The 13,861-nt window shown below is 40.2% G+C and carries 15 protein-coding genes and 1 pseudogene; 11 read left to right on the top strand and 5 right to left on the bottom strand.

Annotated elements, in window-relative coordinates; genetic code table 11:
* The first annotated feature begins 281 nt into the window (after nucleotides 1-281).
* From BV375_RS33530 to BV375_RS33500, 7 genes are all read left to right on the top strand, one after another.
* A complete protein-coding gene (locus BV375_RS33530; protein ID WP_086768630.1) occupies nucleotides 282-545 on the top strand; it encodes a hypothetical protein in 264 nt (87 codons plus the stop codon).
* 457 nt (nucleotides 546-1,002) lie between these two features.
* A complete protein-coding gene (locus BV375_RS33525; protein ID WP_086768628.1) occupies nucleotides 1,003-1,554 on the top strand; it encodes an acireductone dioxygenase in 552 nt (183 codons plus the stop codon).
* A gap of 35 nt (nucleotides 1,555-1,589) precedes the next feature.
* Nucleotides 1,590-2,219, top strand: a complete 630-nt coding sequence (locus BV375_RS33520) for an HAD-IB family phosphatase (protein ID WP_086768627.1) — start codon at nucleotides 1,590-1,592, stop codon at nucleotides 2,217-2,219.
* A 10-nt stretch (nucleotides 2,220-2,229) separates the two neighbouring features.
* Nucleotides 2,230-2,847, top strand: coding sequence for a methylthioribulose 1-phosphate dehydratase (gene mtnB, locus BV375_RS33515; RefSeq protein WP_086768625.1), 618 nt, complete (start codon nucleotides 2,230-2,232; stop codon nucleotides 2,845-2,847).
* A gap of 67 nt (nucleotides 2,848-2,914) precedes the next feature.
* The gene (locus tag BV375_RS33510; protein ID WP_086768623.1) at nucleotides 2,915-3,214 is read left to right on the top strand and encodes a putative quinol monooxygenase; all 300 of its coding nucleotides are present in this window, start codon (nucleotides 2,915-2,917) and stop codon (nucleotides 3,212-3,214) included.
* 189 nt (nucleotides 3,215-3,403) lie between these two features.
* Nucleotides 3,404-3,775: a hypothetical protein gene (locus tag BV375_RS33505; RefSeq protein WP_086768621.1), complete on the top strand. Its 372-nt coding sequence runs from the start codon at nucleotides 3,404-3,406 to the stop codon at nucleotides 3,773-3,775.
* Nucleotides 3,776-3,942: 167 nt separating this feature from the next.
* Complete coding sequence (locus BV375_RS33500; protein WP_086768619.1) at nucleotides 3,943-4,725, top strand: class II glutamine amidotransferase; 783 nt, start codon at nucleotides 3,943-3,945, stop codon at nucleotides 4,723-4,725.
* Between the two features lie 48 nt (nucleotides 4,726-4,773).
* On the opposite strand, the gene BV375_RS33495 is transcribed toward BV375_RS33500, so the two are convergent.
* The gene (locus tag BV375_RS33495; RefSeq protein ID WP_086768617.1) at nucleotides 4,774-5,982 is read right to left on the bottom strand and encodes a response regulator; all 1,209 of its coding nucleotides are present in this window, start codon (nucleotides 5,980-5,982) and stop codon (nucleotides 4,774-4,776) included.
* Nucleotides 5,983-6,407: 425 nt separating this feature from the next.
* The gene (locus tag BV375_RS33490; protein WP_086768615.1) at nucleotides 6,408-6,797 is read right to left on the bottom strand and encodes a DUF1499 domain-containing protein; all 390 of its coding nucleotides are present in this window, start codon (nucleotides 6,795-6,797) and stop codon (nucleotides 6,408-6,410) included.
* Nucleotides 6,798-6,987: 190 nt separating this feature from the next.
* On the opposite strand from BV375_RS33490, the gene BV375_RS33485 reads away from it, so the two are divergent.
* Complete coding sequence (locus BV375_RS33485; RefSeq protein ID WP_086768613.1) at nucleotides 6,988-8,136, top strand: alanine--glyoxylate aminotransferase family protein; 1,149 nt, start codon at nucleotides 6,988-6,990, stop codon at nucleotides 8,134-8,136.
* A gap of 258 nt (nucleotides 8,137-8,394) precedes the next feature.
* On the opposite strand, the gene BV375_RS33480 is transcribed toward BV375_RS33485, so the two are convergent.
* From BV375_RS33480 to BV375_RS33470, 3 genes are all read right to left on the bottom strand, one after another.
* Nucleotides 8,395-8,733: a KGG domain-containing protein gene (locus BV375_RS33480; RefSeq protein WP_086768611.1), complete on the bottom strand. Its 339-nt coding sequence runs from the start codon at nucleotides 8,731-8,733 to the stop codon at nucleotides 8,395-8,397.
* Nucleotides 8,734-9,495: 762 nt separating this feature from the next.
* On the bottom strand, nucleotides 9,496-10,116 hold the full coding sequence (locus BV375_RS33475; protein ID WP_086768610.1) for a hypothetical protein: 621 nt from the start codon (nucleotides 10,114-10,116) through the stop codon (nucleotides 9,496-9,498).
* A 333-nt stretch (nucleotides 10,117-10,449) separates the two neighbouring features.
* Nucleotides 10,450-11,586: a cob(I)yrinic acid a,c-diamide adenosyltransferase gene (locus BV375_RS33470; protein ID WP_086768608.1), complete on the bottom strand. Its 1,137-nt coding sequence runs from the start codon at nucleotides 11,584-11,586 to the stop codon at nucleotides 10,450-10,452.
* 240 nt (nucleotides 11,587-11,826) lie between these two features.
* On the opposite strand from BV375_RS33470, the gene fraC reads away from it, so the two are divergent.
* From fraC to BV375_RS37840, 3 genes and pseudogenes are all read left to right on the top strand, one after another.
* Entirely contained in the window at nucleotides 11,827-12,375 is a 549-nt protein-coding gene (gene fraC, locus BV375_RS33465; RefSeq protein ID WP_086768606.1) for a filament integrity protein FraC, read from the top strand.
* Between the two features lie 65 nt (nucleotides 12,376-12,440).
* Complete coding sequence (gene fraD / locus BV375_RS33460; RefSeq protein ID WP_086768604.1) at nucleotides 12,441-13,481, top strand: septal junction protein FraD; 1,041 nt, start codon at nucleotides 12,441-12,443, stop codon at nucleotides 13,479-13,481.
* A gap of 114 nt (nucleotides 13,482-13,595) precedes the next feature.
* A pseudogene (locus BV375_RS37840) lies at nucleotides 13,596-13,709 on the top strand (IS5/IS1182 family transposase); the annotation flags it as partial.
* Between the last annotated feature and the right edge of the window lie 152 nt (nucleotides 13,710-13,861).

Below are 13,861 nucleotides of genomic sequence, written 5' to 3'. Positions count from 1 at the left end.
CATTAACTCAGCACTGCTGGGTCTTTTTGGATGGCTTAGTCTAAACTCCAGTCAATTTAACTTGTATAGTAAATTTTTTGCATGAATCGAATCATGCTTAAGAAAAAGTTTTTCATCATATTATAAATATGCCAACTTTCTCCTAACCTCTGTTTGTAGTAGATAGGTAAAAAACACCTATCTACTATTTCTCTAATTCATCTCAATAGAGAATGATGATATAAATACCACCAATGATTTAGCAAATAGTTTTGTCTATTGAATCAAACAGGCAAATTTTTATGAAGCAGGAATCTGATTTTCTTTCCGAATTATGTGATTTTTTATATCCCCGTGATTCTTATTATAGTAAGTTTAAGCCAGATGATTTAGTTTTTAATAATAATCTCCAAGAATTTTCTCAAAGAGTTAGCTATATTTGCAGCTTACAAACAGGTGGCAAGCTTTCTCCAGAAGAAGCTTATCAACAAATTCACTTACTCTGGAAAAAATTAAAACGTACCAAAAAAGAACTAGAAAGTTTAAATAAAGAAAATAGCAAATAGAAAGAATTTAAAAATACTTATAACACTCTTATTTGATTTGTGAAGGTATTCAAAGAAGTAGGCAATAGGCAATATATTTTTCCCGAATGGCTTAGGATTGCTATATTTTTGTGTTCCTAGTACAGTGCGGTAAAAGTAACATCCAAAGCTTATATTACTCAGGCTGGAAAATTTTGACAGAGCCAATACCTATATTTTTCCTTAGCATTATTTTTAGGAATTTGTTTGAGTAGAGCAAAAAAGCAGTATGATTCAGACCCATTCGCAAGCGCTGGTTATAGATTTAGCATAATATAGGACTTATATTTGATTTTTGAAAAAAACTCAGTACACTTTTATTCCTTCTTTACTGTTCCCTGTTCCCTCCCTACGCAAATAATTTCAGGAATCAAAACGGATTCCGATAGTAATAGTAACAAGTAAAAATATGCTGTAATTTCTTGCAGGAGGAGTATTTATGGCGATTCTACGACTAGAAAATGGCACATCTTACAAGGATTTAAAAGACATTACGCGAGAATTGGCATCCTTGAATATTCAACTTAATCACTGGGCTGTGGGAAGCGATCGCCAATTACATGATTTACTAGCAAAAGATAGTCTTAACGAAGATGAAAAAGAACAAGTACTCCAAGCTTTAGATGGCTATTTTGAGCAGTTGCAACAAACAGCAGGCTATCAATCCCGCGATCTTATTGTCTTATATCCCGGAATTGCCAACCTAGATGAGTTATTGGCAAAGTTTGCACAGATCCACACCCATGCAGATGATGAAGTTCGCTACATCATCGATGGCGAAGCAGTGTTTGGCTTTGTGCGTCCCGATGGTAGTCAAGTAGAACTCACAATACAGCCACAAGAGTACATCAATGTTCCAGCCAGAACCGAACACTGGTTTCATCTAACTCCAGCCAAGCGAGTTAAAGCAGTGCGCTACTTTATTACTACTGAAGGCTGGGTTCCTCAGTACACAGCTAAGGAAATTCGCATTCCTCAGGCTGTAGCGTAAAAAATATTGAGAAAATTTAGACTGGGAGGATAGACTTGAGGCGAATTGTGTTTTGCGACTTTGACGGGACTATCACAGTAGAGGAAACCTTTGTTGCGGTTCTCAAAAATTTTGCACCTGAACTGTCTGCAAAATTGCTTCCCGAAATGTATGCACGACGAGTGACACTGCGACAGGGAGTCCGGCAAATTCTAGAATCAATTCCTTCTTCACGCTATAGCGAAATCTTGGAATTTACTCAAATCCAGCCGATCCGCCCAGGATTTGTAGAACTGCTAGATTTTCTAGAGTTTCAGGGAGTACCTTTAGTGGTGATTTCTGGTGGTTTGCGAGGAATGGTAGAAACTGTTCTAGATAGCCTAGTGCAACGGGTTCATGCTATCCATGCTGTCGATGTAGATACTAGTAGTACTCACTTAAAAGTCATCTCTCCCTTTGAGGGAGGTACAGAACTGATTGCCAAAGTGCAAATAATGTCAAAATATCCGGCTTATCAGAAGATTGCGATCGGTGACTCCTTGACTGATTTAAATATGGCACTTGAAGCGAATGTAGTGTTTGCGCGCGATCGCCTAGCCGAGTATTTAGATGAACACAAAAAACTTTACATTCCCTGGGATAACTTTTTGCAAGTACGTGATTATCTAGTGAAATTGTGGAAGTAAATCTTATTTTATGCCTAGCCCAATGCTACCCGATTCCCGTCTTGAACTCATCAATACCGCTCGCAGCTTTTACCAGCAGGGTTGGATGGTGGGAACAGCGGGAAATCTTTCTGTTCGCCTTAGCGATGGTAGCTTCTGGATTACAGCTAGTGGACGTTCCAAAGGAGAATTATTACTCAGCGATTTTGTTCGTGTTTATCTCAATGGCAAGGTGGAAGAATCATCAACTGATTTAAAACCTTCCGCTGAAACTGCGATTCACCAAATACTTTATACCCTCTTCCCAGAAATACAAGCTTGTTACCACATCCACTCTATTGAGTCCAATTTGGTTTCTCGCTTTGTGCAAGCAGATCGCCTGCTTTTACCACCTTTAGAAATGCTCAAAGGTTTGGGAGTTTACGAACAGAACCCTTGTTGTGTAATTCCCATCTTTGCTAACCATTTACAAGTTTCCTACATTGCAGCTGAAATTCAACAGCGCTTTGCAACTACTCCGCCACAAATACCAGCCCTCCTCATCCGCGATCATGGTGTTACAGTTTGGGCATCTTCTCCCACAGTAGCCCGCAATTATATTGAGATAGTAGAATACATCTTTCGCTATATGGTTGCTGCCCTTAGGTGAGTAGGGAGTAGGGGAGACAAGGAAAGGAAGAAATAACAAATGACTATTGACGATTAACTCTGAACAAATGACTAACCAAACTATTCGCGTTGTTGCGCGCGTTACTGCTTTACCCGACAAAGTAGAAGCACTCAAAGCAGTGCTGTTGGCATTAATTGAGCCAACTCGACAAGAAGCAGGTGCTATCAAGTATGAACTTCTGCAAAACCAGTACGATCCCACAGATTTCACTTTTGTAGAAGAATGGACTTCTAATGAAGCTTTGAATATTCATCTAGACTCACCCCATCTCCAAGAAGCAGCCGCGAAACTAGAAGGTTTAGTGGCTGCTACACCGGATATTCGCCGCTATTATCTTGTGGCTTAATGCCAAAGCATTTGACAACCTAAGACTTATGCTGCGCGCAATTTCCAGATGAAAGCGATCGCCTCTCTACTGAGTGCAGAGTTCCCCAAATTTCAGATAATTCACGATAAATCCCCCAAGAGTTCACGAAAATGCACTCAATGTGATGAGGTGTTAGACAATGGTTTAAATAACCAAACTTGATACAACATGACAAACAATGGCTCAGAACCACCTAGCAGATTAGATCGGCTAGAAGCTATGCTGACAACTCACGCGGAAATGCTGAATCAGTTAGCTCCGCTGTTGACGCAAGTTGCACAGATTTCAACCAGCACTTCCGAAACAGCCACTCGACATGATGAAGTGCTTGTTCGTCTTGAAGAACAAATTCGCCATAACGCTGTACAACAAGCGACTAACACCCAGGCGATCGCCCAGCTAACGGAGGATGTCGCCAGCCTTACTGAGGTTGTTATGCACTCGATTGAGAATTTAGAAGCCGATCGGGAAGCTTTTAGAGAAGAAATCCGTCGCATCTGGGAATATCTGCTCAGATCAAATGGCAATGGCAGCTCTTAGACTCTAACGAAAATTTTTTGTAAATTTTTGAAATTGATACCTATTTCTGTCCAAAAAACAGCACAATAGGTGCAACTAATTAAAATCATCAGATTGAAGCGATCGCACCAGAACTGTGCAGCGATCTGAAGTATTGTAATGCCAGAGATCAGCCTCAGGTTTTTAAGATGTGTCAACTGCTGGGAATGAATTGCAATACCCCAACAGATATTTGCTTTTCTTTTGAAGGTTTTTCTGCCAGGGGAGGGAAAACTGACGATCATAGCGATGGCTGGGGTATAGCTTTCTTTGAAGAAAAGGGATGTCGGATTTTTTTAGATGAGAAACCCTCTGTTACTTCTCCGGTAGCAGATTTGGTACGGCGCTATCCCATCCACTCTACCCATGTGATTGCCCATATTCGCAAAGCTACTCAAGGTGAAGTTGCTTTACAAAACTGTCATCCTTTCCAAAGGGAACTTTGGGGAAGGTATTGGGTGTTTGCTCATAACGGTAATTTGCCAGACTTCGCTCCTGAAAATATGGGCTTTTATCAAGCTGTGGGTGATACAGACAGTGAAAAAGCCTTCTGCGTCATCTTAGAAACTCTCCGACAAAGCTTTCCTCAAGGTAAGCCGCCGCTAGAGAAACTGTACCCAGTACTAAGTAAAGTTACTGCGCAGCTTGCATTAGCGGGTGTGTTTAATTACCTGCTTTCGGATGGAGAACACTTTTTTGCCTACTGTTCAACTAAACTTAGCTACATTGTGCGTCAAGCGCCCTTTGCTGCGGCTCACTTGATCGATCAAGATATGACTGTAGATTTTCGGGAGTTGACTTCACCAAGCGATCGCGTCGCTGTGATCGCTACTACTCCCCTCACAGACAACGAAGTTTGGACGATCATCCAACCTGGAGAACTTCTAGTTTTTCAGGACGGTATACCTCTATTATCATATTCAGCTAAATAAACCAAATAAAAAACTCTCGTAGTGAGGAATTAAGTCCTCACTACAAACTTATGAATAACAAACTGCTAAATTAGATGGATGATTAACTGTTGATGCAGTCTTTGTACCTGTAAACTTATTCACCATCTCCATTACCTTATCGGTTACTACTGGTTTGGTAATAAATTCCGTAGCACCAAATACCTTAGACCGAACTTGATCAAATAGACCATCGCTACCTGTTAAAATTACCACTGGTGTTTTGCTCAAAACCGAACTGCGGCGTAACTGAGAGCAGACTTCGTAACCGTTAACAACTGGCATGATTAAATCTAAAAAAATTAAGTCTGGTTTATTTTGAATCAGAATTGGTAAAGCTTGTACTGGATCTTGAATTGCAATAAATTTTAGACCATTAGCAGTAATAATCTGTTCCAAAATTTTGCACATCTGTGGACTATCATCTACACAAGCTATGAGTGGAATAGTTGATTTTTTTCCTTGGCTAACAGTAGGGCTATTTTTAACTTTAGTGACTGGTAAAGGCAAGTCAGGTACTTCTAAAAATTCTGTGATTCCTTGATTAATGTAAGGTATTAAAGAACGGGTTACTGGCAATACACTCTGATTCATTTTTACAGCTAAGTCCCAAAGTGTATGTTTGCCGTTGATTAAATTCACAAAGTTGTTGTAAACAGATGAACTTACTTGCTGTTGGAGTTCCTTTGGTCTACGCAATACAGGCGCTAAGTTAGGAGATACATTCGCTAATCCAGCTTTTCTCCAATTGTTCCAAGAGTCTTGCATTTGCTTTAAACACATCTGTGCGCTTGTGGAACTAATTGGTGCTTCTAAAATTACTTCTTGATTGCGATCGCAACTCAAAAATTCACTATTTACTCGTTGAGCTATATCAAATAAAAGTTCCGCTATCGTCTTTTCCACAATAGCTTGAAGCTGTTCCTGTTTAACTACTTCCTTTCTATATAAATTTTCTACAAGCTGGTAATCCCAATAATCTCTAGATAGATTTTTTAAATCTAATTCGATATTATTAATATCAATATGTGGGCAAGTTTGAGCTATACATCTACGCAAACGCCTATAAGGATGAGTTCCTCCTGTTGCCCAAATTATCTGTCCTAAACGATAGTAGAAAGTCCATTGCTTTCCTTGGGAACTCTTAATATTTAATTTTCCATTTAATTGAATTTGTGCACATTTAATAAATTCATTAAAAACTTTATTCGATTCTACTATAAATTTTGGATTACTCATCCTTTTTTCCTTTTATAAAGTCAGCTAACCCTTGAAAAATTTGCGCTAATTATGAAGTCAAATAATCATCTTCAAAAAATATCTTAAGTTTTGTTAAGTTAAGTTACAACCGTGGAAATGCTGATGTAGCAAATGGCTGGTAAATACGGCAATCAATTTCCTATACCTACAGAAATTACACATAATCAAAAAGTTGATGAGGTGGATAAGAGCCAAATTTTGGGTTTAGCTGTTTAAGAATTTCTGATTTCGCCTCTATTAAAATCTTGAGGTTCATAATATGTATAGAAGCTGAGGAAATTATGAGGATTGAGTTTAATTCCATTAACTAAACTCGCTCAGGTTGGAATTTAGCCCTTCAAACAGAAAACCCACGTACTTTTAGCCGTGGGACTTCATTTGGAATTTGGAATTACTGACTCTAATTAGTTGAACTTGGTGCGAATAGTCTCTATGCGTTGCCGATTGACACCTAAATCGCTCTGACCCAAGCGGGAAGCTGAACGCACTTGGATAACATTTGCATTCCGGTCTAAATAGAACTCGACATCATCGACAAAACCTAGTAAGGCACTCTTAAATTCTGCATACAAGTAATCGGGGCTTTCGGTAATTATCTGAGTTCTTGGTAAGGACTGAATAATAGTTTTGAGATTAGCTATGGCCTGTTCTGGGGTAGATGTGAAAGTTAGTGGAGCAATCTGGTGAACTGCATCTGTACTCTGGCTGGAGACACAGTTAGGGCTATTAGGACAGGGTGCTAATTTACCGTTATTCACCCCTAAATTATTTGGTCGTTTGCCTACAAACACCATAATTTTATTTGCAAATATTTTACTAAAGCTGTATTTCACTCTAGGAGAAATGATTGTCCACAGGCAAGCCAGTTGAGAAATAGACCCATCTCTACTGCCAACACAAAGCTAAAAATCCTTCAACTCATTAAAACAACAGTGATGCGATCGCTCTATGATCCGGTAAGTAGCGTATATCCAAGAACAAATCATGACGCCAACAGTCTCAATCAACGACAGTCAGAGGTTGCAAATTGCACCTTTAGAAATACCATCCCGTTTACTGCTAGGGCCAGGGCCATCCAATGCCCATCCTGCTGTGCTGCAAGCGATGAATACTTCTCCAGTTGGGCATCTTGACCCAGCTTTTCTAGCATTGATGGATGAAATTCAGTCGTTACTGCGCTATGTATGGCAGACAGAAAACCCCCTGACAATTGCAGTCAGCGGTACGGGAACCGCAGCAATGGAAGCAACGATCGCCAATGTTACTGAACCCGGTGATGTAGTATTAGTGGGTGTAGCTGGATACTTTGGTAATCGCCTCGTTGATATGGCTGGACGATATGGCGCAGATGTCCATACTATTACCAAACCTTGGGGGCAAGTTTTCACACTAGATGAACTCCGCACTGCAATAGAAACTCATCGCCCGGCAATTCTCGCTTTAGTTCATGCTGAAACCTCCACTGGCGCACGACAACCTTTAGAGGGAGTTGCCGACATATGTCGTGAATTTGGCACTCTGCTGCTAGTGGATACTGTTACAAGTCTTGGTGGTGTGCCGATATTTTTAGATAATTGGGGAGTTGACCTCGCCTATAGCTGTAGCCAAAAAGGATTGGGTTGTCCACCAGGTGCTTCGCCCTTTACCATGAGTCCCCGTGCGATCGAGAAATTGCAACAGCGCCGTACCAAGGTTGCTAACTGGTATTTGGATATGAACTTGCTAGGTAAATATTGGGGTAGCGAACGCATCTATCATCATACCGCCCCAATTAATCTCTACTATGCCCTGCGGGAAGCACTGCGTTTAGTTGCCGAAGAAGGGCTGGCAAACTGCTGGCAACGTCATCAAAAGAACGTAGAGTATTTGTGGGATGGCTTGGAAGATTTAGGGCTAAGTTTGCATGTTGAGCGAGAGTTTCGTTTACCAACACTTACTACTGTGCGTATTCCTGAAGGGGTAGATGGCAAGGCGATTGCTCGACAGTTACTCAATGAACATAACATTGAAATTGGCGGTGGTCTTGGTGAACTAGCTGGTCAAGTCTGGCGCGTAGGACTTATGGGCTTCAATAGCCGAAAAGAAAGTGTTGACCAACTTTTAGAAGCACTGCGGCAGGTTTTACCTAAGTAAAATAACAGAGATATACCCTAGCGACGCAACTAGCTCCTGTATTCTCAGCAATTAAAAATAGCTATAAATATAAGCCGTTTGACATGCACTTTCCAATGAGAAAGTACGGTCAAACGGCTTTTAAGCACGAGTTAAAGAAATAACCAAAATCTTTAACTGGTGATGATGCACCCTGCTGTAATTATTAGGCTGTTGAAACTTAAATATCACTAAGCTGTTAGTTATAGCCCAGTTTTTAAATTAAATTACTCAATCAGCCTATTTATTCTTGTGGCTTTGCTTTCCAGCTTTAGAATGTTGCTCTGATGTGCCACCACGAGTGCTCTTTCCTTCATTCTCTTCATCATCGCTCTGCTCATCTTTGCTGCTGCTGCTGCCTTTGTGAGAACTCTTGCCACCTTTGCTGCCAATCTCAGCCATATGTTCTCTATCTTGGCTAACAGTTTCGCCACCCTTGCGTCCAGCTTCGCGAGCTTCTTCAGGTGTAAACTCGTGAGCAGTGCCTTTTTCATGGGCAGCCTGTCCACCCTTGCTGGCGATTTCACGCTGCTTATCTTCATCCATAGAGGCAAAGCCACGCTTACTTGTGTCTGACATTTTAGTACTCCTTGTAACTAACTAAAGCTTTTGATTTTTTTAGCCACTAGAAACCTTAATTGGCTTCTCGTGTCAAATAATCTTTTTTTAAGTTAGCTACTTTACTAAGTGAGATTCATGTCTCCTTGGGGTGAATCATTTATGTCTAAGACACAACTACAGATATATGCTATTAAGTAGAAGCCGTAAGATAATATTTTGTCTAGGAGTTTGTGAGGTCTGAAGATTAAAATTTATAGATGGTGATTTGGTGATTTTCAGTCAGCAAAGAAATTGTGTTTTTGCAGAGCTTGCTTACTTCATTAATATGGAAAATTTCTACATTATTAACCTAAAATATGTCTAAAAATCCTAAATTTTTTATAAAAAGTATTTAGTCGTTTAGGGTAGGCAATGCTCGCCAAAACCCTCATCTGATAAGCATTGCCCAGCCTAGGCGTATTTCAAAAATCAAATAGGAATTCTATAGATTGCACACCGCGATCGCCTAAGTGGCAATTTCAGCAAAAATTAGTAAATATTAAGGCTAGGCAATCCTTGGTTATTCATAGTTTATTGTGATAAAAACCCAGCTAACAGCAGAGGCAAAAGGATCAGTACAGAGACAATCAAGACTAGTGTGCCTGGCTCAATTTTTAAAGTGTTCTTCTGAGGTTCTGGCATGTTGCACCTTTTGGGAAAATTAGGTGTATAAACTTAGCCTAAACTATTTTAGCCCCTCGATCCAACCATTATTAGCATATACTTAGGATTTAAACTAAGCTATTTAACCAGCGAGAATACTGGATCTGGCCTTTTTAATTTTGCGTATGTGCGACGGATGGGTGGCTGATGCACCATTGAGTAACCCATCAAGAGAATATTTTGCCTTTCTTTAACTGGAAAGGAGATTGTGTGGATTAATCCATCCTGACGCCACATCAGCGAAGAAAAAGGTAGTTGGGGGTTTTGCAGACTTCCATCCAAAAAATATCCCTGAATATCTTTTGATAAAGAAATTACATTACCTGTAGTTTTGTGTTTGGAAAACTCGTGCACTGTACTAACAGCATCGGGGCTATCTACGCTAAAAGTGCCTACTAAACAGGGTTGCGTAGCAGTTTCACAAGTAAACAAGCCCACAGTTAGACCACGAGGTGTAGTGCTAGGAAAAAGACGCACAATCAATTTACTCAGCAAATCGTGTAGTTTACCGCCGTAGGCATCGCTACCGTTACCTAAGCGAATTTGGTCAGGTAAGCGCATTCCATACCCAAGTGGTAGGTTTTGCTGAATTTCTGGCAATTGGGAAGTAAAAATCTCAGAAGGTATGGCAGCAGCAGGAAGTGTACTGGCCAAAACAGCTAGAACAACTGGTATTGTAAGTAAATTACGGTACAGCATGTTTTAACCATTTTTCTAGGTGGATAATAAAAACTAAATGAAAAAATGGTTAAAAGGCTTTAGAGAAATTACTCATTAATTTGTATTAAAACAATACAATTAAATCGCTACTCATACCCTCATTGAAATTACTCATAACACTAATTGCTATTTCTATTTTCTTTTCTTGTCGGTAAATATAGTTGTGAACATCATCAGTAAACCACCTAGAAGAATAGCAAGCGCTAATCCTCCCGTTACCAAGTCGAGCAAATTATTGTTGTCCATAATTTACGTGATTATTTATCAGTGCTCAGTTGTCTGTTTGTTTGCTGTTGCTTAACCAATAGCGATTTAAAAATCTACTCCACGTTTTAGCTCAACGCCTTGATTAGCATAATGTTTGTGACAATAAACTTCGGAGTGAACGCTAGCTAAGTCAAAGTATGTCGGTTGATTTTGACAGCGACCGGTGATAATCACTTCGGTGTCGCGAGGCTTGCGGAGTAAGGCCTGGACAATAGGTTCAACAGGAAGTAATTCTAAGTCAACGGTAGGATTGAGTTCATCAAGGATGATAGTTTTATACAATCCAGAGGCGATCGCCGTCTTGGCAATTTCCCAACCTCTCTCGGCTTCTACGTAGTCTAATTCTTGACGAGAATTACGCCAGACGATCGCATCTCGACCACAGCGTAGATGATCTACTACTTCAGGATATGACTGCTGTAAGGCGGCGATCGCTGCATCTTCGGTGTAGCCACTACCCCCTTTGAGCCATTGCATAATCATGACGCGGGTAGAACCAGGATGATTGATTCCCCGACCAATAGCTTGCAACGCCTTACCTAAAGCGCTAGTGGACTTACCTTTCCCCGCACCTGTGTAAATTTCAATACCCTCAATCAACAGTGCTTTGGCTGTTGGATGGTGTTGAGGTTTCATTTCTGAGTGCAAATCAGCAATATCGAGCAGTTTTTGCGGTGCAGCACGTCCGGTAGTAATAATTTCCAAATCCTGAGGTTTAGATTTGAGTGTCTGCACTACTTCATCGACTGGGAGCAAACCTAAATCCAGAACAGGGTTAATTTCATCTAAAACCACTACTGAATACAAACCAGAGGCGATCGCACCTTTAGCCACATCCCAACCCCTAGCTGCTTCAGCACAGTCAAAGGTAGTAATTTCTTCCGGTCCAAAAAATTCTGCTCTGCCGGTCCTAACTTGGTCAATCAAATGAGGAAAGCCCCGTTGCAAGGCGGCAATTGCGCCGTCCTCATCATAATCCCGTTCTGGGCCTTTTAAAAATCTTAATAATAAAACACGGTTTGAATTGCTCGGTGTATTTATTCCCAAGCCAATCGAGCGCAAAACCACACCTAAAGCTGCTTGGGATTTTCCTTTCCCCGCACCATCGTAGACGTGAATTTGACCAGTGAGCCGTTCAGGACGCACTTGCGCCGTGCGAATACCGATACCGTTCCTTGCCATCTCTCGAAAAGCTCTAATGGTAATGTGCCAGTTTTTAATCTTAACGAACGTCTTGTACTCTCAGGTAGAGCAGCTATCATAGCACTTACGTACAATATTCAGAAGAATGTATTAATCAAATAAATAGCCCACTACTGGCACACTAAGATGGGAAACAGCAAGAACCATGAGATAATTCTCCCCATTACAGTGGTTATGCCAGTTATACTCTCTAAAGTTAACCCTGACAGTTGACCCTGTATGCCTGATCTATTTGACAATTGGATACTTCCCAGTGTTTTGCCTGTTGGTGCAGTTTTATTTGATCTCTTATTCTTGCTTATGGCTATCTCTATAGAAGCATATTGTTTCCATAGCAGATTAAAATTTGACAAAAAAACCAGCATTTTTTATGCCATCTCTATCAATCTTTTTTCCAGCGTCATCGGTTGGGTAGTGTTTTTTATGATAGAGCCAGTATTGCCGCTACAGTTAAAGTCAGAATTAATTAATTTTGTATTCTTCAATAGTTTTAAAACCCCTAATACTCAAACTTTAATTATCTTAACTGCTTTTATCATCTTCTTTGGCACATTCATAGTTAAATTATTTCTTTTAAGGTTATTCTCGCTTGCCCTAAATGAAGAATTAGGTAAAAAAACTGAAGAGCCGCAACCTCTTGAACGTCAGAAATGGCGGTATATGGGCAAAGCTAAATTAGTTAGTAATAATTTAGTATCTACTATGCTAATTGCTAATTCTTTAAGCTATAGTGCGATAACTCTTGTTTTGCTAATTCGGATGAAATAAGAGTAAGTTCAGGAATTTGACTCCAGCATAAAATAGCGAACGCTAATTGATATAGAGGTTCAAGTATGAACATATTATTTAAAGATTTATTAGGATTAACTACATTTGTTTCCGATATTTATGCAAGACTTAAAAAGTTATTAATTCCAGATAGAGCTTATTCCTGGCAGACATTAATTTATTTGAGCCTTTTTTCTTGGGCGATATCATCCTTTGCGACTGGTGCCATCAGAGATACAATTGCATTTTTTGGTTGGCTATTTTTAATAGCTGGTACAGCTTGGTATACTACTGATGACCCTGCAAGAGTTCCTGGAACTTATATGCCCGTAGGAGCAGTAATCACAGGATTTTTAGTTAGTGTTTTTGCATTTGGACAACAGGAGTATGGAATTACACCTAGGACAATTGTTCTTTGGCCAACAATTTCGGCATTAATTACTGCTATACCAGAGTTTTTTGAAGGAAGTGGTACCGATGCTAAAGCTCAACTTCCTAAACCAGAAGATCGCCAAAGGATCATAGTGTTAGTTGCCAGCTGTATGGTTCTAAGTTGCTGGATTCAATTTTACTTTGTGGTCAATAATTGGTTAGAAGAATATCCCAGCTTGCTGTCAGATAATTTTAACCGGAGTACTTTTGTTGTAAGAACAGAACTTCCAACTAAAATTTCACCAAACGGTGCTTTAATTCTTAGAGAAATTCAACCACGATTAGAGAAACAAATAGATAAACAGCCTTGGCCACAGGTAGAAAGATGGCTACAAAATGCAAATGCTAATCTTACCAACCTGACCCAGCAAGTAATTCAAGAAAAACGTCTGAAGGAAAAAGACGAGAAGGATTTATGGCGTGTTGAACCACGGATATCAAATCCTAATCCTAAAAATAAAGACGAATATATACTAGATATAGTCAGCATCTGGACTGGCCCTAGTTCCGATGCCCGCGGGTATTATTTGAAGAAATCGTGCCAGATTCGACCAATTGCAGAATCTCCAAATAAATCCACCACTCAGAAGCCAGAAGCAACTTCCATTATTGCGGAAATTGAGTGTGGTCGCGTTAGTAAACCTATTATTGGTTGGCCTCCAGCGCAACGCTGAGGGACTTCCAAAATAATCAATCAGTGAAGACCACGGAAAAAAGGAGCCAGTGCGTTAGGTGGCTTCGCCGACTTGTTCGCTGAAAGCGTTCCCGCAGGGTAGCAACTGCCGTGGGATGTCTATGGCCTTGATAGTGATAAAAAGGTTAAAAGACGTAAGCGTCATATAGTTGTGGATTCTCAAGGGTTTTTAATCGGTGTTTTAGTTACCGAAGCTAATGCCTCGGAGTGTTAGGGACTGTAATTGTCTTGGACGAAGCTATTGAAAAATTGTCCAAATTCAGTACTCACGCAAAATTATTTATGTCATTGCGAGCGCAGCAATCTCAAGGGTTTTGGGATTGCTAAATTGCGGGAAGCCACTTCGTTCCGTAGCCTGCA

The organism is Nostoc sp. 106C (genome assembly GCF_002154725.1).
Classification (GTDB): domain Bacteria; phylum Cyanobacteriota; class Cyanobacteriia; order Cyanobacteriales; family Nostocaceae; genus Aulosira.
Note: the sequence above shows the minus strand (reverse complement) of the source record. Positions and strands in the feature narration are given on the sequence as shown.